Source organism: Streptomyces sp. NPDC058464, from assembly GCF_042721035.1.
Lineage (GTDB): Bacteria > Actinomycetota > Actinomycetes > Streptomycetales > Streptomycetaceae > Streptomyces.
Genome location: NZ_JBHXMA010000004.1, coordinates 194,694 through 219,317 on the forward strand (window position 1 = coordinate 194,694; position 24,624 = coordinate 219,317).

A 24,624-nucleotide genomic window follows, 5' to 3' on the forward strand; every position below is an offset into this window, starting at 1 on the left:
GTAGCCGTTGACGCGGTGGCGCGTTGGACGTCATGGACTGCAAGAGGGCTGCGTGGTGGAGGCCGGGATGGAGACCAGCCAGAGCAACGATCCTTGTATGCCGTCGATGCCTTCGGCGGCAGGCGATGCGGGATGCGACCTTGTGACGGTGCCGGCCCGGCAGGGTCTGGAGGCGGTCGACATCCTGCGCCGGGGGGCCGGGGACGCGGTGGGGCCGGTACTCCACGACGACGGGGGCGACACCCTCGGCTTCGTGGTGCCGGCCGGTACGGCGGCGGGCTGGGACGTTCCGGGCAGCACCTGTACGGAGACCGAGGGGCGCGGGCTGCGGCTCAGCCCCGAGCCGCCGGTGGAGGGCTCCGACTGGCTGCTGCCGCCGGGCGAGGCCGACCTCGCGACCGACCCGGCGGTGCTGCGCCGGGCGCTCGGGGAGGCGGCCCGGCTGATCGAGGCCGCGGACAGCTGCCGCTGAATTTCCCGGCGCTGAATTTCCCGGACGGCCGTCGCCTGGGAAAATGGCGGCATGGGCAAGTCCAGGAACTCACGGCGCCGGTCGGCTGCCGCCGCCGACGCCGTGGTCGAGGCCGTCGACGGCGGCCTCGCCCAGCTCATCCCCGACCCCGACCGGGGCCGGGCCTGGACGCTGCTCATCGACGGCGCCCCGCAGTCGCACGTCGACCTCGACGACCCGGAGTACCTCTTCTTCGAGTACCAGCGTCGGCTCGGCCATGTGATCGACCTCGTCGCGCCGCCGGGCAGGCCCGTGCAGGTCGTGCACCTGGGGGGCGGCGCGTTCACGCTGGCCCGGTACGTCGCGGCGACCCGGCCCCGGTCCACGCAGCAGGTGGTGGAGCGGGACGCGGCCCTCGTCCAACTGGTGCGGCGGGAGCTGCCGTTGGATCCCGGTGCCCGGATACGGGTGCGGTCCGTGGACGCCCGGGAGGGGCTGGGCAAGGTCCCGGAGGCGTGGGCGGACCTGGTCATCGCGGATGTGTTCAGCGGGGCGCGCACTCCGGCGCATTTGACGTCCACGGAGTTCCTGGACGAGGTGCGGAGGGTGCTGCGGCCGGGCGGTGTGTACGCCGCCAACCTCGCGGACGGGCCGCCGCTCGCCCATCTCAGGGGGCAGATCGCGACGGCGGGGGCGCGGTTCGCGGAGGTCGCGGTGGTCGCGGACGCGGGGGTGTGGCGGGGGAAGCGGTTCGGCAACGCGGTGCTGGTGGCGGCCGACGTACAGCTGCCGGTGGGGGAGCTGACCCGGCGTTGCGCATCCGACCCGCACCCTGGGCGGGTCGAACACGGGCGGTCTTTGAGGGACTTCACGGGCGGGGCAGTGGCCGTGACTGATTCAGTGGCCGTGGCTTCGCCGCCTCCGCCGCCTTCGGTTTTCAGGTGAGTCTGCGGGCCGGTGGGGGCTGGTCGCGCAGTTCCCCGCGCCCCTAAAAGACTAAAGACGTAGCTGCGGGCAGGCGTGCCGCAGGGCGGCACGGGTGGGCGCTGGGGGTCCCCCCGGCCGAAGGCTGGGGGAGGCACCCGGCCAGCGCCGGTAAGCGTCCCCACCCCCGGCCCCAGCCGACGGCTCAGTACGTCTCCACCTGCACCTGCGGTGCGCTGTCGTGCCAGGTGCAGAACACCGACACGCGGTCCGTGCTCTTGCTGAACTCGATGCGGATCCACGTCTCCGTCTTCCAGACCTGCATCGACCAGCCCGTCCCCGGCGTCGCCGACACCAGCGTCGCGCTGGTGTCGCCCAGGTCGAAGACCGCCCGGCCGCCGTCCGTGTCGTACGCCTTGACCTGGCCCGAAGCGGAACCGGAGGCGGTGGCCGTGGCGGTCGGGCTCGGGGTGGCGGCCGGTGTCCGGGACGGCGTCGGTGCGGGGGTCGCCGACGGGCGCGGGGCGGTCGTACGCGAGGGTCTCGGTGTGCGCGATGCCGCCGACGCCAGGGACTTGGAGCCCTGGGTCGTCGGGTCGTCGTCCGCCGCCGTGACGGGCAGGGCGCGGGGCGGGTCGTAGGCCGTGGCCGCGATCACCGTGTGGACGCCCCACCACGACAGCGTGACCGCCGCGCCCGTGGCGAGCAGCCAAGCCAGTACGTGTACGAGTCCTCTGCGCATCGCGGGCCATACTGCCTCAGGGGTACCGCCGTGCGCACTCGACCCGAGTTATCCACAGGCCCCGACCGGCGTCGGCCGCATGGCGTACGGTGCGGCGCATGGCAAGTGTGCTCGTCGTCGAGGACGACCAGTTCGTCCGCTCGGCGCTCATCCGGCATCTCACCGACGCCTCGCACACGGTGCGCAGTGTCGGCACGGCACTGGAGGCGCTGCGCGAGGTCGCCCATTTCCGTTTCGACGTGGTCGTGCTGGATCTCGGACTGCCGGACCTGGACGGCTCCGAGGCGCTGAAGATGCTGCGCGGCATCACCGACGTGCCCGTCATCATCGCCACCGCCCGGGACGACGAGACGGAGATCGTCCGGTTGCTCAACGCCGGTGCGGACGACTACCTGACCAAGCCGTTCTCCGTCGAGCACCTGTCGGCGCGGATGGCCGCGGTGCTGCGCCGGGCGCGGTCGGGCGGGGGCGAGGCGGCGCCGTCGAGCGTGCTGCGGGTGGGCGGGCTGGCCGTCGACCCGCTGCGCCGGCAGGCCGAGTTGGACGGGGTGCGGCTCGACCTCACCCGGCGGGAGTTCGACCTGCTGGCCTTCCTCGCCGGGCGGCCGGGGGTCGTGGTGCCGCGCAAGGAGCTGCTGGCGGAGGTGTGGCAGCAGTCGTACGGGGACGACCAGACCATCGACGTGCATCTGTCCTGGCTGCGGCGGAAGTTGGGGGAGACGGCGGCCCGGCCGCGGTATCTGCACACACTGCGCGGGGTCGGCGTGAAGCTGGAGCCGCCGGGCGGGGAAGCGAGGCCGGTCGGATGAGATGGGCTCTGGTCAAGGTCTGTCTGGCGGTCACCGCGATGGTCGTGGTCGCCTTCGCCGTTCCGCTCGGCCTGGTCGTCAAGGAGCTGGCCCGCGACCGGGCGTTCTCCAACGCCGAGCGGGAGGCCGCCGCCGTCGCCCCGGCGCTGTCCATCACCACCGACCGGGACAAGCTGGAGCGGGTGGTCGCCGCGGCCGGTGCCGACCGGGGCATGGCCGTGCACATACCCGCCACGGACGGCGGCCCAGCCGTCGACATCGGCCGGCAGCGTGCCGCGGACCGGGACATCGCGACCGTACGGAAGCTGGGGCGGGCCTCCACGACCGGGGTGGCCGGCGGGTCGACCCTGCTGCAGCCCGTCGCGCTGAGCTCCGGTGCCATCGCGGTCGTCGAGGTGTACGTGCCCGAGTCCGAGGTGACCAACGGCGTCGGCACGGCCTGGGCGGTGCTCGCCGCCGTCGGCCTGGCGCTGATCGTCGGCTCGGTCGCGGTCGCCGACCGGCTGGGCGTACGGATGGTGCAGCCCGCGCAGCGGCTGGTCGAGGGCGCGCACGAACTGGGCGAGGGCAAGCTGGGGGCGCGGGTGCCCGAGGACGGCCCGAACGAACTGCGGCTGGCGGCGGTCGCGTTCAACTCGATGGCCGATCAGGTCGTCCAACTGCTGGCGAACGAGCGGGAGCTGGCGGCGGATCTGTCGCACCGGCTGCGTACCCCGCTCACCGTGCTGCGGCTGAACGCCGCCTCGCTCGGGGACGGAACCGCCGCCGAGCAGACCCGGGCCGCCGTCGCGCAGCTGGAGCGCGAGGTCGACACCATCATCCGGACCGCCCGGGAGGCCAAGCCGCAGACGGCGGCCGCCGGGCCGGGCGCCGGGTGCGACGCGGCCGAGGTGGTGCGGGAGCGGATGGGGTTCTGGTCGGCGCTCGCCGAGGACGAGGGCCGCAAGTGGCGGGTGGCCGGCGCGGACCGGCCGGTGCGCATACCCGTCGCCCGCGCCGACCTGGCCGCCGCGCTCGACGCGCTGCTGGGCAACGTCTTCCGGCACACCGCGGAGGGCACCGCCTTCGCGGTCGACGTGCACAACGCGGAGGACGCGGTGATCGTGCTGGTCTCGGACGCGGGACAGGGCATCCGGGATCCGGAGGCGGCGATGGCCCGGGGGCGGGGGTCCGGGGCGGCCGGGTCGACCGGGCTCGGCCTGGACATCGTGCGCCGGCTCGCCGAGTCGACCGGTGGCGACGTGCGCATCGGGTCGTCGGTGCTCGGCGGGACCGAGGTGCGGATCTGGATCCAGCTGGACGGCCGGAAACCGGAGCGCAGGGGGCACCGGGGAGCGGTCCGCAGACGCCGTTCGCGCAGGCAGCCGGGGGATCCGGGCCGGAGAGGAACCGGCGGAACCGGGGGAACCACCGGAAAAATTGGTCTCGACCTTTAATCGCTCCCGATGCCTTCCTTAAGCGCACCCTAAGATCCGCAACGGCCGTCCCGATCAGGCCGTTTGTCCGAATCCTGGCCGCTAGCGTGCTGCCGCACCCCACCCCCTCCGGCAGGCGAAGGCAGGCACGGCATGAGTACGCACCGGCGCAGAATCAGTGGCAGGAACAAGGTGATAGGCGGTCTGGTCGCCGCGGCCGTGGTCGGTGGCGGGGCGGTCCTGTTCACCGGGATCGCGCAGGCGGCCGGGATCGGCGCCGCGTACACGAAGACGAGCGACTGGTCGACCGGGTACACCGCCCAGTACGTCGTCACGAACAACAGCGGTGCCAGGGAGCAGGACTGGACGCTGGAGTTCGACCTGCCGGCCGGTGCGAAGCTCAGCTCGCTGTGGAACGCCGAGTACACCGTGAGCGGGCAGCACGTCACGGTGAAGCCGCCGAAGTGGGACACGGACGGCCTCGCGGCCGGCGAGTCGGACACCGTGGGCTTCGTGGTCAACGGCAGCGGGGACCCGACCGGCTGCCGTATCGACAACGCGAGCTGTTCGGCGGACGGTACGGCGACCCCGGAGCCGAGCGGCCGCCCGACGCAGTCCGCCACCCCGACCGCGACCCCGACGGCCACGGCGACCCCCAAGCCCACGGCCACCTCCACCCCCACCGCGACGGCCACCCCCACCGCCTCCCCGACCCAGAGCACCGGCACCGGAGGCGGCACCACCACCTCAGCCGGTTTCGCCCCCTACGTCGACACCTCCCTCTACCCGGCGTTCGACCTCCTCGCGGCGGCGAACGCGACCGGCGTGAAGAACTACAACCTCGCCTTCGTCACCGACGGCGGCGGCTGCACGCCCAAGTGGGGCGGGGTGACGGACCTGGCGAGCGACGGTGTGGCGTCCCAGATCGGCGCCCTGCGCGCCAAGGGCGGCGACGTCCGGGTCTCCTTCGGCGGTGCGTCGGGTTCCGAACTCGCCACCACCTGCTCCTCGGCGGACGCGCTGGCGACGGCGTACGGCAAGGTCGTGGACGCGTACAGCCTGACCAAGGTCGACTTCGACGTGGAGGGCGGCGCGCTGCCCAACACCACGGCGAACACCAACCGCGCCAAGGCCATCGCCAAGCTCCAGGCGAGCCACCCGAACCTGGACGTCTCCTTCACCCTCCCGGTGATGCCGGAGGGCCTCACCCAGGACGGCGTGAACCTCCTCTCCAACGCCAAGGCCAACGGCGTGAAGATCAGCGCCGTCAACATCATGGCGATGGACTACGGGGCCTCGTACAACGGCGACATGGGCACCTATGCCATCCAGGCGGCCACCGCCACCCAGGCCCAGATCAAGAGCGTCCTCGGCCTCTCCGACTCCGCCGCCTGGAAGGCGGTCGCCGTCACCCCGATGATCGGCGTCAACGACGTCTCCTCCGAGGTCTTCAAGGTGGACGACGCCACCCAGCTCGTCGACTTCGCCAAGTCCAAGGGGATCGGCTGGCTCTCGATGTGGTCGGCCACCCGCGACCAGCAGTGCGCCGGCGGCGCCAAGTCCACCGCCGACGCCACCTGCAGCTCGATCACCCAGGACAAGTTCGCCTTCTCGAAGGCCTTCGCGGCGATCGGCTGACGGCCCCCCGGAGCCCCGGAGCCCGGCTCAGAAGGCGCCGGGCCCGCCGGGGCCGCCGAACCCCCCGAACCCGCCCGGCCCGCCCATCGGCGGGCCGTGGTGGTGGAAGCCGTCGAGGAGGGCGTCCGCCAGGAGCATGCCGCCGACGCCTGCCGCGCCCGCGACCAGGGCCGTCTTCCACCAGGGGGTGCTGTACCAGCCGCCGGGGACGGTACGGCCGGCGACCGTTCCGCCCGGGTAGTAGTAGGGAGTGCCGGCGCCCGGGCGGTCCGAGGACGTGTACGTCTGGCCGCCCACCGTCACCTGCCGGCCCGCCGCGGCCGAGCCCGTCGTGGGCAGGGCCGGACCGGGATCGAGACCCAGGGCGGTGCGGGCCGCCCGCACGTAGTGCAGGCCCTCGACGGCGGTCTGGGTGACCAGGGCGTACTGCGCCGGGGTGTACGCCGTCGCCAGCTGCGCCTGGGCCGCGCGGTGGCGTTCCGTCGCGTCGGCCAGGGCCTGGCGGGCCGCCCGGTCGTCGCCCGCGGCCAGGGTCGCGATGCCGCCGCCCAGCCGGTCCACCCAGCGGGTGGCCTCCGCCCCCGCGTCGGCGGTGAGGTCCTCCTGTGTCATCGACCCGGCGCCGGCCGCGGCCCGCTGCCGGTTCCGGCCGACGGCAGCCACCACCGACCCGATGACCAGCGCCAGCAGCACCAGCGCGATGAATCCCATGACGTCCTCCGGTGTCCACGAGGATCGCTCGGTCACCTCGTACCACCCATGAGACGCCGGGGAGTTGAGAACCCCCTTGCCGAACCCTGAGCACCCCCTGTGAGCCGGGCGCGGCACTCCGCGCCCCGCCCATCAGCGCCCCGTAAGGGGCGCGGGGAACTGCGCGACCAGCCACGACGGCGCCGCGCCCGAACAACGGCGTGTCAGGCAGCAGCCGACCTCGCCGGCGGCAACGTCCCCGTCCGGGCCGCCTCCGCATACCACCGGGCGCTCGACTTCGGCGTCCGCGCAAGCGTCGCGTAGTCGACGTACACCGCCCCGAACCGCTTCCCGTACCCGTACGCCCACTCGAAGTTGTCCATCAGGGACCACAGGTAGTAGCCGCGCACGTCCGCGCCGTCGGTGATGGCGCGGCGCACCGCCGAGAGGTGGCCGTGCAGGTAGGCGATGCGCTCCGGGTCGTGGACGTTGCCGTCGGGGTCGGGCTTGTCGTCGTAGGCCGCGCCGTTCTCGGTGACGTAGAGCGGCAGGCCCGGGGCCTCGACGGTGTAGCGCATGATCAGGTCGTGCAGGCCCGTCGGGTCGATCGTCCAGCCCATCTCCGTGCGCTCGCCCGGCGTCTGGTGGAAGGCGACGTCGTCCGCTCCCGGCCAGGGGGAGTGGGCGCTGGCGCCGTGGCCGTCCGCACGGGGGCTGTCCGACGTGTCGGACGCGGCCGACACCAGGGTGGGCGTGTAGTAGTTCAGGCCGAGGGCGTCCAGCGGCTGGTGGATGGCGGCGAGGTCGCCGTCCAGGACGTACGACCAGTCCGTCACCGACGCGGTCGCCGCGAACAGCGACCGGGGGTACGTGCCGTGCAGGATCGGGCCGTGGAAGACGCCGTTGGCCAGGTCGTCGATGGTGCGGGCGGCGACCAGGTCGGCCGGGCCCTGCGACAGCGGCCGTACCACCGAGGAGTTGAGACTGATCGCCACCTGGTTGCGGGCCGGCATCACCGAGCGCAGCGCCGACGTGCCCAGTCCGTGCGCGAGGTTGAGGTGGTGCGCGGCGCGCAGGGTGGCCGCCGGGTCGGTACGGCCGGGGGCGTGCACGCCGGAGCCGTAGCCCAGGAAGGCGCTGCACCAGGGCTCGTTGAGGGTGATCCACTGCTCCACCCGGTCGCCGAGCGCCTCGCCGACGATCTGCGCGTACTCGGCGAACCGGTACGCCGTGTCCCGCTCCGGCCAGCCGCCCGCGTCCTCCAGCTCCTGCGGCAGGTCCCAGTGGTAGAGGGTGATCGCGGGCTTGATGCCCTTGGCCAGCAGTTCGTCCACCAGGCGGCGGTAGAAGTCGAGACCGACCTGGACGGCCGGGCCGCGGCCGGTCGGCTGGACGCGCGACCAGGAGACCGAGAACCGGTAGGCGTTCAGGCCGAGGTCCGCCATCAGCGCCACGTCGTCGCGGTAGCGGTGGTAGTGGTCGACAGCGATGTCACCGGTCTCGCCGCCGGCCGTCCTGCCCGGCGTATGACTGAAGGTGTCCCAGATGGAGGGGGTGCGGCCGTCCTCCCGCACCGCCCCCTCGATCTGGTACGCGGAGGTGGCGGCGCCCCAGAGGAAGGCGGGAGGAAAGGTCACGGAGGTCATGGGCTCAGGCATGGAAGCGCTCCCATAGGAGGTCGTGGAGACCGACGGGTGAGTGGATGAGGAGGGGGAGGGGAGGGGGCCGGGACGGCGGTGACCCGGCCCCCCGTCCTGACGGCGGTCAGCCCTTCACGGCGCCCTGCATGATGCCGCCCACGATCTGCTTGCCGAAGATCGCGAAGACGAGCAGCAGCGGGAGGGTGCCGAGCAGCGCGCCCGCCATGATCAGGGACTGGTCGGGGGTGTAGCCGCGGCCCAGGCCCGCCAGGGCGACCTGCACGGTCGGGTTGCCGGTCTGGGTGAGGACCAGGAACGGCCACAGGAAGTCGTTCCAGGCCTGTACGAACATCAGCATGCCGAGCACGGCCATGGCCGGGCGCGCCGCGGGGAACACGATGTGCCACACCACCCGCCAGCTGCTCGCGCCGTCCACCCGGGCCGCCTCGATCAGCTCGTCCGGCAGCGCCTGGAGCAGGTACTGCCGCATGAAGAACACACCGAACGCGCTCACCAGGGACGGGAAGATGACCGCCTGCAGCTGGTCCGCCCAGTTCAGCTTGGCGACCATCATGTACAGCGGGATGATGCTCAGCTGCGGCGGCACCATCATCGTGCCGATCACCGTCAGCATCAGGATGTTGCGGCCCCTGAAGCGCAGCTTGGCGAAGGCGAACCCGGCGATCGTCGAGAGCACGACGATGGTCACCGCCGAGATGCCCGCCACGATCGTGGTGTTGAGGAAGGCCTGCCCGAGGTTGGCCTCGTTCCACGCCACGTCCAGGTTGTGGAAGAGGTTCCCGCCGAACCAGAACGGCGGCGGGGTCTCGGCCAGCCGGTTGTTGTTCCGGGACGCGGCGATCGCCGTCCACACCAGCGGGAACAGCGAGCCGATGGAGAAGAGCGCGAGGATCGTGTACGCGATCGGGCCCGCGTGCATGGTGCCGCCGGCGCGCGCCGACTTCGAGCGCCGGGCCCGCTTGGGCTCGACCGCCTCGGAGGGTTTGGTCAGGGTCGTCGTCACGGCCGGTCTCCTAACTACTGGCGCGCAGCCGGCGCGAGATGACGTAGTTGACGATCCCGATCACGATGAGGATCAGGAACATCGTCCAGGCGATGGCCGAGGCCCGGCCCAGGTGCTGGTTCACCCAGCCCTGCTCGTACAGGTACAGGCCGAGCGTCTGGAACTGGTGCTCCGCACCGCCCGACGCGCCCTTGTTCGCGTCGAAGATCAGCGGCTCGCCGAACAGCTGGCTCGCGCCGATGGTCGAGACGACACAGGTGAACAGGATCGTCGGGCGCAGCTGCGGCAGCGTGACATGGACGAACTGCCGCCAGCGCGAGGCGCCGTCCAGAGCTGCCGACTCGTACAGGTCCGTCGGGATCGCCTGCATCGCCGCCAGGTAGATCAGCGCGTTGTAGCCGGTCCAGCGCCAGATCACGATCGTCGACACGGCTATCTGGGACGGCCACTTGTCGTTCTGCCAGTCGATCTTGCCGACGCCGAAGAAGTGCAGCGCCCAGTTGATCATCCCGTAGTCGCGGCCGAAGAGCAGCACGAAGACGAGCGAGGCGGCCGCGATCGACGTCGCGTAGGGCGCCAGCATCACGACCCGGTAGAAGGTCGAGGCGCGCAGCCGGTAGTTGAGGATGTGGGCGAGCCCCATCGCCATCAGCAGCTGCGGGACCGTCGAGATGATCCCGATGGTCAGGGTGTTCTTCGCCGCGTTCCAGAAGAAGTCGTCGCCGAAGATCCGGGTGTAGTTGTGCAGCCCCGCCCACTGCATGTCGGTGGGCGCGGTCAGCTCCACCGTGTGCAGCGAGGCCCAGCCCGTGTAGACCAGCGGGAAGAGCCCGAAGGCGAGGAAGAGCACGAAGAACGGCGAGATGAACCCGTACGGGCTCCACTTGATGTCCCGCTGCCAGCGGCGCGAGAGACGGGCGCGGCGCCGCCGCTCCGCTTCCGTGGGAGGCGCGGGCGAGTGGACCGGGGCCGCGCCCCCCTCCTTCGCGAGGGGGGCGGCGGTGTCGTGCCGGGTGGCCATATCGGTCACTTGTCCAGGCTGTTGTCGATGGTCTTGGTGGCGTTCGCCCAGGCCTCCGCGGCCGTCTTGCCCTTGGTGACGAGGACGACGCCGTTGTTGGCCAGACCGTCCTGGATGATCTGGTCCTTCGGGCCGATGACCTGCACGGGGCTGCTCTTGGCGGCCTCGGCGAAGATCGTGCCGATCGGGGCGTCACCGGTCATGTCGTTCTTGGCGCCGGTCACCGCCGCCGAGGTGTACGTCGAGGGCGCGCTCGGGAAGGAGCCCTGGACGCTGAAGAGCTTGGCCTGCTGTTCGGGTGCGGTCAGCCAGGCGACCAGCTTCTCCGCCTCCGCGACGTTCTTGCCGCTCTTGGGCACGGTCAGGAAGGAACCGCCCCAGTTGCCGGCCTTCGGCGCCTGGGCGACGTCCCACTTGCCGGCCGCGTCCGCCTTCGACTGGCCCTTGATGTAGCCGAGCATCCACGGCGGGCAGGACATCGCCGCGAACTTGTTGTTGGCGATCGTGCTGTTCCAGGACGCCTGGAACTGGGTCTGCGCCTGGACCAGCCCCTCCTGCGCGGCCTTCGCGGTCGTGTCGAACGCGGTCTTCACGGCCGGGTTCGTCTTGTAGATGATCTTGCCGGAGGAGTCGTAGAACTTGGTGCTCTCACTGGACAGGATCGCGTTCAGCAGACCACCGGGGGAGTCCATGAAGGTGGTCCCGGAGGGCGCCTTCTTCTTGTACTGCTCGCCGACGCCGATGAACTTGTCCCAGCTGCCCGCCCACAGCTTGCTCACCGCGTCGCGGTCGGTGGGCAGGCCGGCCTTCTTGAACAGGTCCGTGCGGTAGCAGATGGCGAGCGGGCCGACGTCGGTGCCGAGCCCGATGGTCTGGCCGCCGCTGGTGGTGGCCTGCTTCCACTTCCAGTCCAGCCAGTTGCTCTCCGAGACGCCGTCGACCTTGGACAGGTCCTCCAGCTTGTCCGCGAACGTGCTGGTGACCTCGGCGATGTTGCTGACCTCGACGGCCTGGACGTCCATCAGGCCGCTGTTGGTGGTCAGGTGGTTGACCAGCGCCGGGTAGTAGTTCGCGTTCTGCTCGACCGAGGTGTCCTTGATGGTGATGTTCGGGTGGAGCTTCTCGTACTCCTTGTAGAGCCCGGCCTCCTTGAAGCCGAAGGTGCCGAACAGGCCGAGGGTGATCGTCGTCTTGCCCTTGCCGCCGCCACTCGTGTCGTCGCTGCCGCCACCGCTGTCGTCGGCGCAGCCGGCCAGCAGCGCTCCTCCCAGCGTCACAACGGCCGCCAGGACCACCGCCTTGCGCGAGGCGGTTCGGGTACGTGCTCGCATTACGTCCTCCTGTTGCCCTGACGTGCCGACCCCCCGGCCAACTGCATTGTTGGGCCCGTTAGTTCTCGCTGCGGCTCGGGCGGGGAACGTGCGGGATGTGTATGTGTCAGGTACTGTGGGAGCGCTCCCACCGGTGATGTGTTGAAGAGTCGTCGGTTCGGAGCGGGGTGTCAAGGGAGCGGGCGCGGCGAACCGCGTTCAGTTATCCGGCTGTTAACAAACTCGGTTCGGCGTCGAGAAAATCGTATATGTCATGACAAAACGGCTGCGGTAACGACCGCAGGTGGCACTGTTAGATTCCAGGCCAGCGAGTTGTACGTCGGCGAGGAGGGCGGAGCCCATGGCAAGCCACGGAGCGCGGGGGCGTAGCGGTGGTCGGCCCACCCTCGAAGAGGTGGCGGCCCGGGCCGGGGTGGGGCGCGGCACCGTGTCCCGGGTGATCAACGGTTCGCCGCGGGTCAGCGACGCCACCCGGGCCGCCGTCGAGGCCGCCGTCGCGGAGCTCGGCTATGTCCCGAACACGGCCGCCCGCGCCCTCGCCGCCAACCGGACCGACGCCATCGCCCTGGTCGTCCCCGAGCCGGAGACCCGGTTCTTCGCGGAGCCGTACTTCTCGGACATGCTCCGCGGTGTCGGTGCCGAGCTCTCCGACACCGAGATGCAGTTGCTGCTGATCTTCGCGGGCAGCGACCGGGAGCGGCAGCGGCTCGCCCAGTACCTGGCCGCGCACCGCGTCGACGGCGTCCTGCTGGTCTCCGTGCACGCCGACGACCCGCTGCCGGACCTCCTCGCCCAGCTGGAGATCCCGGCGGTGATCAGCGGCCCGCGCTCCGCCGCCGAGACGCTGACCTCCGTCGACTCCGACAACTACGGCGGCGGCCGCTCGGCCGTGGAGCACCTGCTCGCCTCCGGCCGCCGGACGGTCGCGCACATCACCGGCCGTCTCGACGTGTACGGCGCCCAGCGCCGCGTCGACGGCTACCGCGACGCCCTGCGCGACGCCGGCCACAAGGTCGACGAACTCCTCGTCGAGCCGGGCGACTTCACCGAGGAGGGCGGCCGGCGGGCGATGTCCGTGCTGCTGGACCGGCACCCCACGCTCGACGCCGTCTTCGCCGGCTCGGACGTGATGGCGGCGGGCGCCCGCCAGGTACTGCGCGAGGTGGGCCGCCGGATCCCCGACGACATCGCGCTGGTCGGGTACGACGACTCGGCCATCGCCCGCCACATGGACCCGCCGCTCACCAGCGTCCGCCAGCCCATAGTGGAGATGGGCCGCGCGATGATCGACCTCCTCCTCGCGGAGATCGCCGACCGCCGCCCGGCCGCGTCCCGGGGGCTGGAGCGACGGCACGCGGTACTGCCGACGGAGCTGGTGGTTCGCGCGTCTTCCTAGGGGTCCTGGCTGAGTGTCGCGCAGAACGGGGCACCGCTGTGCGCGACCTCGTTCTGCGGGGTACCGGTCCGCAGCGCGTCGGAGGCGTTGTTCCAGAAGCCGAAGAGACGCGCGTCGGCCATCTCGCGGATGCCGCCCGCGTACGACGGCTTGGCCCGGTCCAGGATCGCGTCCGCGGCCGTCCGGCCCGCCGGGCTCAGAGCGTCTTGATCTGGCCGCCGTCGATGACGGTCTCCGTGCCGGTGATGTTCCCGGCGAGGGGGGAGGCGAGGAACAGGGTGAGGTCGGCGACCTCGTGCGCCTCGCTGATGCGTCCGGAGGTGATGCCCATGCTCTGCGGCACGACGACGTCCAGCGCTTCCTGCGCGGTGGTCCCGGCGGCCGCGGCGGTGGCGTCGGCGAAGCCGCCCGGCGCGGTCCAGAACGGTGTGCGGACCGGGCCCGGGGCGATGGCGTTGACCCGCACGCCCTGCGGCGCGAACTCCTCGGACAGGGACTTGTTGAGGTTGGTCAGCGCGGCCTTGGCCGCCGAGTAGTCGACCACCATGGGGAACGGCAGCCGGGCGTTGATCGAGCTGATGTTCACGATGGCCGCGTCACCGGTCGCGGTCAGGTGGGGGAGGGCGGCGCGGCTGACGCGCACGGCGCTGAAGAAGGTCAGGTCGAAGATCCGCTGCCAGTCGGCGTCGTCGACCTTGAGGAACGACTCGCGGGGTTCGGCGGCGCCGACGTTGTTGACCAGGATGTCCAGGCGCCCGTGGCGCTCCACGGCTTGCTGGACCAGGGTCTCCGCCCCCGCCCTGGTGGACAGGTCGACCGGCACGATCGTGACGTCGTGTCCGGCTGCCAGGGCGTCCAGCTCGGGAGTGGAGGAGCGGCTGCCGGCCACGACCTTGACGCCCTCGCGGGCCAGCTTCTCGACCACGGCCAGGCCGATGCCCTTGCTGGCTCCGGTGACGACGGCGACCTTGTCCTTGAGGTGCAGTTCCATGACGGGTCCTTTCTGGATTGATCAATACACAATTTGGGTGCGGCGAACCGCGGATGCGGGCGCCGCGGGGAGGGCTCTCCGCGGTGTCTCAGTCCAGTGAGCGCATCGCCGTGGACAGGGCGTCCTCCATGAACTCCCGCCCCACGCGCGCTCCGCCGACTATGCGGATCCCCTGGATGAACGTGGTCAGGAACCTGGCCAGTTCCCTCGGGCTCTTCTCGGGGGAGATCTCCCCTCGCGCCTGCGCCCGCTCCAGGGCGCCGGCGAGGGAGGACTCGACCTGCCGGATCGCGGTGTTGACGCGGTCCGCCGCCAGGGGCTGGTCACCGCACTGCGTGGTGGTGTTGACCACGAGGCATCCGCGCGTGGGGTCGGCCAGGTCCGCCTCGATCAGGGAGGTGAGCACCCTGCGGATCGCGGGCCGGATCCCGGGCGTCTCGTCGAGGGTCGCCTCCAGGTCTCGGCCCTGGAGCGAGAGGTAGCGGTCGAGGGAGTGGATGTAGAGCTGCTCCTTCGAGCCGAAGGCCGCGTAGAAGCTGCCGCTGCCTATCGACAGTTCCTTCAGCAGGTCCTGCAGGGAGGTCTCGGCATAGCCCTGGCGCCAGAACAGGTCCATGGCGCGGTCCACCGCCTGGTCGATGTCGAATTCCCTGATGCGTGCCATGGGGAGAGCGTACCGCGCTTTGTGGAATAGTCAATCCACAATGGAGGGTGCGACGCGCTCGGTGGTATCCGTGCAGGTGAGGGGGCGTGCGCCAGGAGCCGCGTGTGCTGGGAGCCTGCCGCCGAGGGCCCGCGCCGCAGCACGGTCCGGGTCCTCGGCGGCAGCCGGGCCGCGCGACTACTTGGCCAGGAACGCCAGCAGCGCGGCGTTGACCTCTTCGGCGTGCGTCCACAGCAGGCCGTGCGGGGCGCCCTCGATCTCGACGTACTCCGCCGAGGGCAGCAGCGCGTGGAAGGGCCGCCCGGTGGCGTCGATCGGCAGGATCCGGTCGGCCGTGCCGTGCAGGATCAGTGCCGGTACGTCGATCTTGGCGACGTCGGCACGGAAGTCGGTGATCCAGGTGGGCACGCAGGCCACCGACGCGTACGCCGACGCGCCCGCCGCCACGTTCCAGCCGGCCCGCACGGCCTCCTCGCTGATCCGGCTGCCGAGCGTCTCGTCGAGGTTGTAGAACGCCTCGTAGAAGCCGGTGAAGTAGGCGTACCGGTCCTTCGTGACCGCCTCCAGGATGCCGTCGAAGACCGACTGGTCGACGCCGCCCGGGTTGTCGTCGGTCTTGACCAGGAAGGGTTCGAGGGAGGCCAGGAAGGCGGCCTTGGCGACCCGCTGCGAGCCGTACGTCCCCAGGTAACGGCCGACTTCCCCGGTGCCCATGGAGAACCCGACGAGTACCACGTCGGTGAGGTCCAGCTCGGTCAGCACCGCGTCGAGATCGGCGGCGAAACCGTCGTAGTCGTAGCCCGTGGTCGGCTGCGACGACCGGCCGAAACCGCGCCGGTCGTAGGTGATGACCCGGTGGCCCGCGTCGAGCAGGGCCGGGAGCTGCTTCTCCCACGAGTGGCCGTCCAGCGGGTAGCCGTGGATCAGCACGACGGGCTGCCCGCTCCCGTGGTCCTCGTAGTACAGCTCGATGTCGGCGGAGTTCTCCTGGCCGACGGTGATGTACGGCATGTCGTCTTCCCTTCGTGGGCTGGGTGAACCAGGGGCACATCGCCCGACGCGGCTGACGTCGGGTCAGGAGGTGGTGCGGCCTGGTGGCCGTGCTCTTCGGCAGTGGTTCAGGGGTGGCTGCCGACGGCCCCGGCGCTCCTGGCCGCGCAAACCCTGATCGCCGACCACGTCAGGACAGCACTGCGTGAGCGGCGTTCGCACCGGGGCTCCACCCCAGCGGGACGCACCCGCCGGCGGCGGGACCCCGGCGCCGGTCACGGCCGAGTGCGGCCACAACCCGCAGGAAGCGGGCGGGAATTGAGGCATCCACGGGGTTCCGCCGGACCGGGAGAACGAAAAGGTCCCTGGCCCGCGTTTCCGCGGGCCAGGGACCTTTTCCTACAAGGGTGAGTGACGGGACTCGAACCTGTTTCGTATCGCTATCGTGACCTGCGGCTTTACTGGGCAGGTAGGTAAATCAGGGCATACAGGTGACGGGTGATGCCGCTGGATGACGCTGTGCGGCATCCGGTTTGGCCATGGCCAAACACCCCCGTTACCACTCGTGCGACGCTCCGCCGGTGGGCGACGGGCGTCGCGGCGCCCGCTGCAGGCCGCATCGAGGACCTCATCTGCGCCATCTGCTCGCGAGATCCCCGCGCGTGCGCACTCCGAGTTTCCGATAGATCTTTCCCAGGTGGTACTCCACTGCCTTCGCACTGATCAGCAGCTTCTCCGCGACCTGGCGGTTGGTCAGCCCGGACGCGACCAGCCCGGCCACCGTCACCTCACGTTCTGTCAAGGCGACGTCGGGGCGCGGCGACGCTCCTCGGGTGACGGCCTCCCGGTCCTGGACGCAGTTCCGGACGAACGCGCGGGCGCCGAGCGAAGCGAAGTCGTCCTGGGCCCGCTGGAGCCGACCGAGGCCGGTCGCCGTCCGCCCGAGGGTGCACATGAACCGGCCGTACGCATGGTCCAGTTGCGCGCGATGCACGGGCGGCACCTGGGCGCGGTCCTCCGCGGCCAGCAAGCCCGCCTCGTACTCGTCCTGGGCCGTGGTCGGGTCGCCCCGGAGTTCGGCCGCCCGACCCGCGAGCCGATGGAAGGTGACCATCAGGTACGGGCTGTGCCGCGCGTGTGCGCGCAGCTGTGCCAGGCCTGCCTCGGACGCGGTGCTCGCCGCGGTCTCGATCGCCGCTTCCACGTACACCGGCAGCCACAGCGGGGCGAACTTGGCCGGCGCGTCCTCCAACCCGGCGGAGTCGGAGGTCAGCCGAGTGATCGCGGTCAGGACGTCCGCGTGGCGACCATGCGCCAGCATGGCGACGGCGTCCGCACACGTGGCGATGGTGAGACGGTCGGGTTCCGCCGAGCCGGGCCCCCTTCCGATCGCCGACGCAGGCGTTCCGGGCCGCGGTGCCGCGCCCGCCGCGCGAACGGCCGAGAGCATGGCCCGGAGCGCCGGCCCCGCCGTATCGCCGAGGGTCCTGTCGATGCCGTCCACCGCGGAATCGGCCTCCCGCCAGCTTCCCAGCAGGAAGTGTGCGATCGCCAGCCGCTCCAGCGCTCGCAGCCGGTCCGGATGCCCGAGAGGCGTGTCGTGCCGTCGGACAAGGGAATCCAGGTCACGGGCACCCGCTTCCAGATCGCCCGCCAGCATGCGGCACTCACCGCGCAACAGCAGCAGTCCGGAGTCCCGGATCTCCGGTAGGGGAGTCCGGTGCCCCGGCGACGTGGTGTTCGTCCCGGCGGCCGCTGCGGATGCGTCGAGGGAGCGCAGTACCCCGTGCGGGCCATACTTGTAAGACCGGCCCACCAGCAGCAGACGCCGAGCCGTGTGGATCTGGACCGCGTCACCGCTCGCGGCGTCCAGCGCCCCGGTCGCCGCGTTGACGGCGATTGCGCCCCGTGCCGTGCGGCATGCCACAGCGGCCTCCATGGTCTCGATCGCCGCGGCGGCCGACAGGTCCCGGTCCCCGCGCGAGCGTGCGGAAGGCACATGGTCCGCATCCGCATCCGCATCCGCGTCCGTGCCCGCATTCGTATCCGCATTCGTATCCGTGTTCGCACGGGCGTTCTCGGCGGCGAGGGCGCGGGACGCGGCTCGCAGGTGGTCGACGGCGGTACCGAGACGGTGTTCGAGCAAGGCCCGGCCCGCCAGCGCGCAGTACCGCAGCGGCGAAGGAGGCAGCGCCTCGACCCGCGTCCACAGACCGTCGTTCCCGGACTCCTCGGCATACACCTCGTGCATCGCGGCCAGGAGCAGTCGCCGCTCCCGCTCTCCCCGGTCCGCGGTCAGATCTGCCGCCCACAGCAGCAGTTGCCGACTTGGCACGCCGACCTCGTCCGCCAGCGCGCTTCCGCCGAAGGCGGCCTCCTCCAGGGCGGCGGCCAGCGCGGGATCGGGGCGGTCGGCCGCCCGAGCACGGTGGGCCAACGCCGGACGCGCGTCGAGCGCCTCCGCGGCGGCCCGGTGCAGGGCCCGCCATCTCGTCGGGGTCAGCCGCGCGCGCACCCGGCGGTAGTCGCTCTCTCGTGCGAACGCTATCCGGCCCGAGCCCTGCGGGCCACCGACCGACACGACGAGTCCGAGGCCGAGCAGCAGGTCGAAGATCTGTGCGGCCGCCGGAACCGCGGCAACGCGGGCCACCGTGGCCAGCGGGTACTCCCCGGCCAGCACGCACAGCGCCTCCAGGAACGCGTTGCCGTCCTGGCACAGGCTGTCCGCGGCCGGCAGACGTCGTCCGGTGTCGTCGTCGGACACGACCTGCTCGCCCGGTTCCCGGAGTTCACAGGGTTCCCGGTACATGTCGGGTGTGAACCTGCCTCTCAAACCCGCTGGGAACGGGAGTGCGCGGATGCGCTCACCGCCGCCGCCTTCGGCACGGCTCCGGGACACACGCGGGTTTCATGGTGTCGGAGCCCCCGCACAGGACGCTGACCGGCTCGGTCGTCAGCTGACGGAAGGGACCGGTCCTCGACTGCGCTCGTCGTGTTGCATCATCGCGCACCGGAACCTGCTCCGTTGCCCGCTCTCGCGCGCACGTCGACCGGAGCCGGCGGGACGAATACTGATCGTCGACGGCCGAGTGATCACCTCGTGGACCATTCGCGGTGCCCTCGGCCGCACCTGACATCTCGGTGTTCGTCCGACACCTCAGTGTTCGTTCCCGGCGGTTCTGAAAGAGGGGCAGAGGGGCAGTGCCTACCTACCATTCCCCTGGCGTCTACGTGGAGGAGGTCTCCTCGGGCTCGCGGCCCATCGAGGGCGTGGGCTCCGCGTTGTGCGCCTTCGTGGGGTTCACCGAGCGCGGGGTCTCCAACCAGCCCACGCTGGTGACCAACTGGACGCAGTACACCAAGGCTTTCGGCGGCTTCGTCGACGGTGCGCACCTTCCGCAGTCGGTCTACGGGTACTTCCTGAACGGCGGCGGGGCCGCGTACGTCGTGCGCATCGGCGCCACCGACACGCACGACGAGGAGCAGGCGTCCCCGAACGGCCGAGCGGCTGGGAGCGCGGGGGCGCTCGACTCCGTCGCCCGGGGGGAAGTGCCCGCGGCGGGAAGCGGCGAGCGTCCGGCCCTCCAAGCCAGGGCGCTGGCCCTCGGGGAAGCGGGCAACGAGTTGAGCGTGGAGATCGCCGACGCGAGCGAACCCGGCGAAGAACTGTTCAAGCTGGTCGTCCGCAGGGAAGACCGCGAGGCGGAGGTCTTCGACAACCTCTCACTGCGGCGCGGACCGCGGAACGCCGCCACGGTCGTCAAGGAGTCCTCGGAACTCATCGCCCTGGACGAGGTCAAGGGCGCGTCGGCACTGGTACCGGCGAAGGGCGCACGGGTCGTGCTGAGCGGGGGAGCGTCCTCGGCGGCGGCCGTCGTGCCGCAGGGGCCGATCCCGGCCCGGATCACCCCGGCCGACTATGTCGGGGACACCGCCGACCGCACGGGCTTCGCCGGGCTTGAGGCGATCGAGGACGTCACCATGCTCTGCGTCCCCGACCTGATGGCCGCCTACCAGCACGGGGCTGTGGACCTCGACGGGGTCAAGGCCGTGCAACTCGCCATGATCGCGCACTGCGAGCTGATGGCGGACCGGGTGGCGATCCTCGACCCGCCGCCGGGGCTCGGCGCCCAGCAGGTCAGGGACTGGCGGATGGACGCCGCCGGCTACGACTCCAAGTACGCGGCACTGTACTGGCCCTGGTTCAAGGTCGTGGACCCGGTCACGGGCAGTCCGACGCTCATTCCTCCCAGCGGCTACATCGCCGGGGTGTGGGCGCGCAGTGACGAGACCCGCGGCGTGCACAAGGCCCCGGCGAACGAGGTGGTCCGCGGCGTGATCGACCTGGAGACCAACATCACCCGGGGCGAGCACGACCAGCTCAACCCGGTGGCCGTCAACTGCATCAGGTCCTTCCCCGGTCAGGGTATCCGGGTGTGGGGCGCGCGGACGCTCTCCAGCGACCCCGAGTGGCGCTACCTGAATGTGCGCAGGCTGTTCAACTTCGTGGAGAAGTCCATCCTCGACGGCACCAACTGGGTCGTGTTCGAGCCCAACGACCGCTTCCTGTGGGGTTCGGTACGCCGCACCATCACGATGTTCCTGCGCCGGGTCTGGCGCAGCGGGGCGCTGTTCGGCCGTACCCCGGAGGAGGCGTTCTTCGTCAAGTGCGACGAGGAGAACAACCCCCCGGAGAACCGGGACGCCGGGATCCTCACCGTCGACATCGGGATCGCCCCGGTCAAGCCGGCGGAGTTCATCGTCTTCCGGGTCTCGCAGTACGCGCAGGGCGCGGCCCTGGAGGAGTGAGTCAGAGCCTGCCCGCGCCGAGAGGAGACCGCACACCGTGGCACAGAGTTTCCAGCCCGCACCGACCTCGCGACCGTTTTCCACCGTCGCGTCCGCACCGATCTTCGTGGTCTCCTCGAACATCCAGATCACCGGTGGATTCCAGCTGCAGAACATAGCGTTCCAGGAACTCGCCGGCATCAGCAGCGAGATCGGCATCGAGCAGTACATCTCGGTGGACACGGCCGGGTTCATCAACCACACCAAGCAGTTCGGCCAGACCAAGCCGCCGACGGTCACGCTCAAGCGCGGCCTGGACAACAGTCTGGCGCTCTGGGCGTGGCATCAGATGGCCCTCAACGGCAATCCCGCGGCCCGCGCCCAGTACCTGAGCCTGGACATCTTCGGCGGCGGGCTCGCCGGCATGAAGGACCAGGAGCCGTTGATGAGCTACACGCTCATCAACGCCTGGTGCGCCAAGATCAACATCTCCTCGGCCAAGGCCGGGGAGGGCGTCGTCACCGAGGACGTCACCATCGCCTGCGACGTGATCACACAGGGCGACGGCGGGTGAGCCGCCCGGCGCGGCGCAGACGAGCACGACAGTGAATTTCGAGTCGAAGGGAGGACAGTCACATGGCGATCGCCAGCGGCAACCCGGCGGTGATGAGCGCGTCGACCTTCGTGATCCAGGTGGACGGGATCAAGGTCGCCACGTTCAGTGAACTGTCCGGAATCAACACCGAGGTCGAATCGGTCGAGTACATCTCCAGCGGCCCGGAGGGAGTCCTGCACACGAAGCAGTACGGCAAGACCAAGCCGCCGACGGTCACGCTCAAGCGCGGCCTCGACCCGGAGACGTACATGTGGTTGTGGCACCAGGCGGTGCTGCAGGGCGATCCGCTGGCCCGCAAGACCTGCTCGCTGCAGTTGTTCGCGGCGGCTTCGTCCCCGAAGTCGGGTCAGCCGATCATCACCTACCTCCTGGAGAACGCCTGGCCGTCGAAGCTGGAGATCGGCGGGATGAAGGCCGGCGCGACCGAAATCGTGACCGAGACCGTGGTGCTGCACTGCGATCAGATCCTGATGCAGCCGGCCGGATGACCGAGGAGAGGTCATGCTGACGCAACCGTCCGCCGCCGGCGTCGAGGGCGTACCGCCCGGCTCGGCGGCCGGGCTGACGACCCGTTACCCGTTCGTGCTGCCCCGTGGCTACGTGGACGAGCAGGGCACATTGCACCGGGAGGGCGTGATGCGCCTGGCCACGGCACGCGACGAGATAGCGAGCCAGAGCGATCCGCGGGTCAGGCAGAACCCCGCCTACCTCAGCGTGCTGCTTCTCGCACGTACGGTGACCCGGCTCGGCTCGGTCCCCGGGGTGGACAACCTGGTGATCGAGAACCTGTTCGCCTCCGATCTCGCCTTCCTCCAGGATCTGTACCGGCGGATCAACCAGGAAGGACACACCGAGGCCGACGTCGACTGTCCCGCCTGCGGGCACGGATTCGCGGTGGACATCGCCGGTGATGTCCCGGGGGAATCCTGATGTACACGGCCGACCGGCTCTGGGAGGAGGCCGTGTACCTCGCTTACTACCTGCACTGGCCGCTGCGGGAGATTCTCGATCTCGAACACCCGGTGAGGGCCCGGGTGATCGAGGAGATCGGCCGGATCCACGGCCGCCTCGACAGCGGCGCGGCGGGACCTGCCCAGACCTTCTAGCCCTGGTCCCGGCCTCGGTGTACGGAGAGGAAACGAGATGCGTTGGCTGCCTCGACGGTGGCGCCGCGAGACCCGCGACGCGCGGCCCGGCCTCGGTCTGCCGCCCGGCAACACCCACTGGCGACGGCTGCCGCCTCTCGTCCCGACCCTCGGACGGCCGCCGCTGACCGCGGCCGCCTCGATGGGCGTGGTCGCGGCCGACCGGTCCAGGCCTCTGCTCCACGCGCCGCTTCGCACTCGTCCGGCAAGCCGTCGGGCTACGGGCACCCCGGGGCACCTGGCCCCCTCTCACCGGGGTGTGGTTCCCGCTGTGGAGCCGGTCGCCGGACAGGTGACGGGACTGGTCGCAGTCCGCGCCGAAGCGCCGCCCGAGCAGGAGACGGTCGTGCTGCCCTCGGCACGTGGTCGGCGGTGGGCGCCCGTACCGGAACGCGGCCCCAGCCCGAGGACGCCGCCTGCGGGGCCTCGGTTCGCCCCGCGGGTACTCGCGTCCGCCGGGCCCCGGCCGAACCTGGTGGCGGCCGCGGACGAGTACGTGGGCGATCCCACGTCCGACGAGGCACCCAAGGGCTCCGCGGCTCCTGCGCCCGACGACGTGCCCAACGCCCCCTCGGACTGGCTGCGCATGCTTGAGTCCTACCGTCCGCCGTGGGCGACCGAGGCCGGAGCCGCCTCACCTCCGCGGCAGGGTGCTGAGCCGCCGATGCCCGGGGGCGGCACCTCGTGGTCGAGCGAGGCGACGGCCGCACCGCCCCGGCCGTCGCGGGAGCCGCGTACGGGAGGGCCGAAGGCGGCGCGCCGCGCCTCCCTCGCCGAGAGCCGACGGCTCGGCCTCGGCAACCCGCTTCGTCGGCCGGTCTCTCCGGACGCGCGGATGCCGGTGGAGTCACCCGCCGACTCCCTCGATGCTCCCGAGTCCGAAGTCCAGGACGAGCGGCCCGGGCGCACTCGTGCCGCCGAGGCCGGCTCGTCGCTCGCTCCGGTCGCCGACGCCAACGCCGACGCGGACACCGACGCCGATGCGGACGCCGACGCGGAAACCAGCGCGGACGCGGAAACCAGCGCGGACGCGGTCGCCGACGCGGACCGGTCGCCACGCCTCGCGGATGGCGGTCCGACGCCACACCTCGCGTCAGACGTCGCCCCGGATGCGCGGCGTGGTACCGCCGACCCCGAGGCGCCCGTGCTCGGCCTCGCGGCCCCGATCGACAGACCGCAGTGGCCTTCGCACGGCGCGGCGTCCGGTGCCCGGTCGCCGCGCGAGCGCACGTCGCCGGAGCCGAGGGAACCGGAACCGCACGCGCAGACCCCGGCCGGCAGCGGGACAGAGGTTCAGGGCGGGGCCGTCGACGAGGAGGACGTGCGCCCGTCGACGCCGCTTCCGGCCCGTCCGGTCTACCGTTTCGTTCCCGGCGAGCGGTCGACTCCACCGGTGGCCGGGACATCCCGCCCGACCGGCGCCGCACCGACGCCGACCACCCCCGCGACCACTCCCATGGGCAGACCCCTGGTACGTCCGCGTGCGCGGCGTCGGCCGGACGGCGTCCGCCCCGAGCCCGAGCCGCAACCGCCCGCACCCTTCCCGCCGCCGGACCGGACGGCCCCGAGCGAACTCGTCCACGCCGTGCGGCGGGCGCACGGCGTGGACGTCTCCGACGTGCCCATCCACCGCGGTCCCGAGGTGGCGGCCGAGGCACGGTCACTCGGTGCCCGTGCCTTCACCCGGAACGGCGAGGTGTTCCTGCCCGCGGACGAGGGGCCGTTCGACCAGCCGGTCGCGCGCGGACTGCTCGCGCACGAACTCACCCACGCCGCCCAGCAGCGCACCCTCGGCCCTGCTCTTCCTCCTGAGGACTCCGACAGCGGCAGCGCTCTGGAGGCGCAGGCCGTGGCGACCGAGCGGTGGGCGCGCGGCCTGGAGGCGGAACCGGCGGAAGCCGGCGCGGCACCCGCGGCATCGTGGACCGCACCGTGGCACACGGCGCCCGCGAGCAGGGTGCAGCGGCAGCCCGGTGACGTGACGGCCATGGTCGGGCCACGCGCGGTCGAGCCCCCGCAGCCGCCGACGGCGACGACCGAGCCCGGGGACGGGACGCCGTCCGGGTCCCCGGCGTCCCAGGCACCGGTGACCGGGGCACAGACGGCCCGGACGCCGGTGCCCTTCGACGAGGAGCTGCTCTCGGTCAGGGACAGGCTCATCGAGCTGAGCGGTCGCCGTCCGCTCGACCTCGACGACCCGGGCGACATCGAGGAAGTGGCCGTCCAGGTCTACGAAAAGATCCACAGACGGCTCCGGCGCGAGCTCCTGGTCGACCGCGAACGCGCGGGCCGGCTCGGTGCGGCCGGGCCGTTCGGCTGGGCGAGATAGACGAGATCCAACGGACGAGA

Annotated in this window: 23 protein-coding genes; 12 read left to right on the top strand and 11 right to left on the bottom strand. The window is 71.4% G+C overall.

What is annotated here, in order from left to right; translation table 11 throughout:
* Positions 1-67 precede the first annotated feature (67 nt).
* Positions 68-472, top strand: a complete 405-nt coding sequence (locus tag ACFWPQ_RS07920; RefSeq protein ID WP_384031060.1) for a hypothetical protein — start codon at positions 68-70, stop codon at positions 470-472.
* Positions 473-523: 51 nt separating this feature from the next.
* Positions 524-1,396 carry a spermidine synthase gene (locus ACFWPQ_RS07925; RefSeq protein WP_384031062.1) on the top strand — a complete coding sequence of 291 codons (873 nt, stop codon included), beginning with the start codon at positions 524-526 and terminating at the stop codon, positions 1,394-1,396.
* A gap of 184 nt (positions 1,397-1,580) precedes the next feature.
* On the opposite strand, the gene ACFWPQ_RS07930 is transcribed toward ACFWPQ_RS07925, so the two are convergent.
* Positions 1,581-2,117, bottom strand: a complete 537-nt coding sequence (locus ACFWPQ_RS07930) for a hypothetical protein (RefSeq protein WP_384031064.1) — start codon at positions 2,115-2,117, stop codon at positions 1,581-1,583.
* A 98-nt stretch (positions 2,118-2,215) separates the two neighbouring features.
* On the opposite strand from ACFWPQ_RS07930, the gene ACFWPQ_RS07935 reads away from it, so the two are divergent.
* The 3 genes from ACFWPQ_RS07935 to ACFWPQ_RS07945 all read left to right on the top strand — a co-directional run bounded on the left by ACFWPQ_RS07935 (position 2,216) and on the right by ACFWPQ_RS07945 (position 5,979).
* Positions 2,216-2,926: a response regulator transcription factor gene (locus tag ACFWPQ_RS07935; RefSeq protein WP_089105154.1), complete on the top strand. Its 711-nt coding sequence runs from the start codon at positions 2,216-2,218 to the stop codon at positions 2,924-2,926.
* Positions 2,923-4,362: a sensor histidine kinase gene (locus ACFWPQ_RS07940; protein ID WP_384031066.1), complete on the top strand. Its 1,440-nt coding sequence runs from the start codon at positions 2,923-2,925 to the stop codon at positions 4,360-4,362. Before ACFWPQ_RS07935 ends, ACFWPQ_RS07940 begins: the two co-directional genes overlap by 4 nt.
* Before the next feature lie 132 nt (positions 4,363-4,494).
* On the top strand, positions 4,495-5,979 hold the full coding sequence (locus tag ACFWPQ_RS07945) for a cellulose binding domain-containing protein (protein WP_384031068.1): 1,485 nt from the start codon (positions 4,495-4,497) through the stop codon (positions 5,977-5,979).
* 27 nt (positions 5,980-6,006) lie between these two features.
* On the opposite strand, the gene ACFWPQ_RS07950 is transcribed toward ACFWPQ_RS07945, so the two are convergent.
* The 5 genes from ACFWPQ_RS07950 to ACFWPQ_RS07970 form a co-directional block, all read right to left on the bottom strand.
* Entirely contained in the window at positions 6,007-6,726 is a 720-nt protein-coding gene (locus tag ACFWPQ_RS07950; RefSeq protein WP_384031070.1) for a hypothetical protein, read from the bottom strand.
* 167 nt (positions 6,727-6,893) lie between these two features.
* A complete protein-coding gene (locus ACFWPQ_RS07955) occupies positions 6,894-8,327 on the bottom strand; it encodes a GH1 family beta-glucosidase (protein WP_384031071.1) in 1,434 nt (477 codons plus the stop codon).
* A gap of 106 nt (positions 8,328-8,433) precedes the next feature.
* The gene (locus ACFWPQ_RS07960; protein ID WP_384031073.1) at positions 8,434-9,333 is read right to left on the bottom strand and encodes a carbohydrate ABC transporter permease; all 900 of its coding nucleotides are present in this window, start codon (positions 9,331-9,333) and stop codon (positions 8,434-8,436) included.
* Positions 9,334-9,343: 10 nt separating this feature from the next.
* Positions 9,344-10,354 carry a carbohydrate ABC transporter permease gene (locus tag ACFWPQ_RS07965; protein WP_384031379.1) on the bottom strand — a complete coding sequence of 337 codons (1,011 nt, stop codon included), beginning with the start codon at positions 10,352-10,354 and terminating at the stop codon, positions 9,344-9,346.
* Between the two features lie 5 nt (positions 10,355-10,359).
* Complete coding sequence (locus ACFWPQ_RS07970; RefSeq protein WP_384031075.1) at positions 10,360-11,685, bottom strand: ABC transporter substrate-binding protein; 1,326 nt, start codon at positions 11,683-11,685, stop codon at positions 10,360-10,362.
* Positions 11,686-12,025: 340 nt separating this feature from the next.
* Here ACFWPQ_RS07970 and ACFWPQ_RS07975 point away from each other — a divergent pair, with 340 nt between their 5' ends.
* On the top strand, positions 12,026-13,081 hold the full coding sequence (locus tag ACFWPQ_RS07975) for a LacI family DNA-binding transcriptional regulator (RefSeq protein ID WP_384031077.1): 1,056 nt from the start codon (positions 12,026-12,028) through the stop codon (positions 13,079-13,081).
* Here the strand turns inward: ACFWPQ_RS07975 and ACFWPQ_RS07980 are convergent.
* From ACFWPQ_RS07980 to ACFWPQ_RS08000, 5 genes are all read right to left on the bottom strand, one after another.
* Positions 13,078-13,203 (bottom strand): hypothetical protein, encoded by a 126-nt coding sequence (locus ACFWPQ_RS07980; protein ID WP_384031078.1) that lies wholly within the window; start codon positions 13,201-13,203, stop codon positions 13,078-13,080. The two genes, ACFWPQ_RS07975 and ACFWPQ_RS07980, sit on opposite strands and share 4 nt — an antisense overlap.
* 74 nt (positions 13,204-13,277) lie before the next feature.
* Positions 13,278-14,072, bottom strand: coding sequence for an SDR family NAD(P)-dependent oxidoreductase (locus ACFWPQ_RS07985; RefSeq protein WP_384031080.1), 795 nt, complete (start codon positions 14,070-14,072; stop codon positions 13,278-13,280).
* A gap of 88 nt (positions 14,073-14,160) precedes the next feature.
* Positions 14,161-14,736, bottom strand: coding sequence for a TetR/AcrR family transcriptional regulator (locus tag ACFWPQ_RS07990; protein ID WP_384031082.1), 576 nt, complete (start codon positions 14,734-14,736; stop codon positions 14,161-14,163).
* A 177-nt stretch (positions 14,737-14,913) separates the two neighbouring features.
* Complete coding sequence (locus ACFWPQ_RS07995) at positions 14,914-15,747, bottom strand: alpha/beta fold hydrolase (protein WP_384031083.1); 834 nt, start codon at positions 15,745-15,747, stop codon at positions 14,914-14,916.
* Positions 15,748-16,354: 607 nt separating this feature from the next.
* Positions 16,355-18,535, bottom strand: coding sequence for a LuxR C-terminal-related transcriptional regulator (locus ACFWPQ_RS08000; protein ID WP_384031085.1), 2,181 nt, complete (start codon positions 18,533-18,535; stop codon positions 16,355-16,357).
* A 392-nt stretch (positions 18,536-18,927) separates the two neighbouring features.
* On the opposite strand from ACFWPQ_RS08000, the gene ACFWPQ_RS08005 reads away from it, so the two are divergent.
* From ACFWPQ_RS08005 to ACFWPQ_RS08030, 6 genes are all read left to right on the top strand, one after another.
* Positions 18,928-20,535 carry a phage tail sheath family protein gene (locus ACFWPQ_RS08005; RefSeq protein WP_384031087.1) on the top strand — a complete coding sequence of 536 codons (1,608 nt, stop codon included), beginning with the start codon at positions 18,928-18,930 and terminating at the stop codon, positions 20,533-20,535.
* Between the two features lie 37 nt (positions 20,536-20,572).
* On the top strand, positions 20,573-21,088 hold the full coding sequence (locus ACFWPQ_RS08010) for a phage tail protein (RefSeq protein ID WP_384031089.1): 516 nt from the start codon (positions 20,573-20,575) through the stop codon (positions 21,086-21,088).
* 62 nt (positions 21,089-21,150) lie between these two features.
* Positions 21,151-21,618, top strand: coding sequence for a phage tail protein (locus ACFWPQ_RS08015; RefSeq protein WP_384031091.1), 468 nt, complete (start codon positions 21,151-21,153; stop codon positions 21,616-21,618).
* A 13-nt stretch (positions 21,619-21,631) separates the two neighbouring features.
* Entirely contained in the window at positions 21,632-22,060 is a 429-nt protein-coding gene (locus ACFWPQ_RS08020) for a hypothetical protein (protein ID WP_384031093.1), read from the top strand.
* Entirely contained in the window at positions 22,060-22,236 is a 177-nt protein-coding gene (locus ACFWPQ_RS08025) for a DUF6760 family protein (RefSeq protein ID WP_384031095.1), read from the top strand. Before ACFWPQ_RS08020 ends, ACFWPQ_RS08025 begins: the two co-directional genes overlap by 1 nt.
* Positions 22,237-22,273: 37 nt before the next feature.
* Positions 22,274-24,604, top strand: a complete 2,331-nt coding sequence (locus ACFWPQ_RS08030) for a DUF4157 domain-containing protein (RefSeq protein WP_384031097.1) — start codon at positions 22,274-22,276, stop codon at positions 24,602-24,604.
* Positions 24,605-24,624 lie beyond the last annotated feature (20 nt).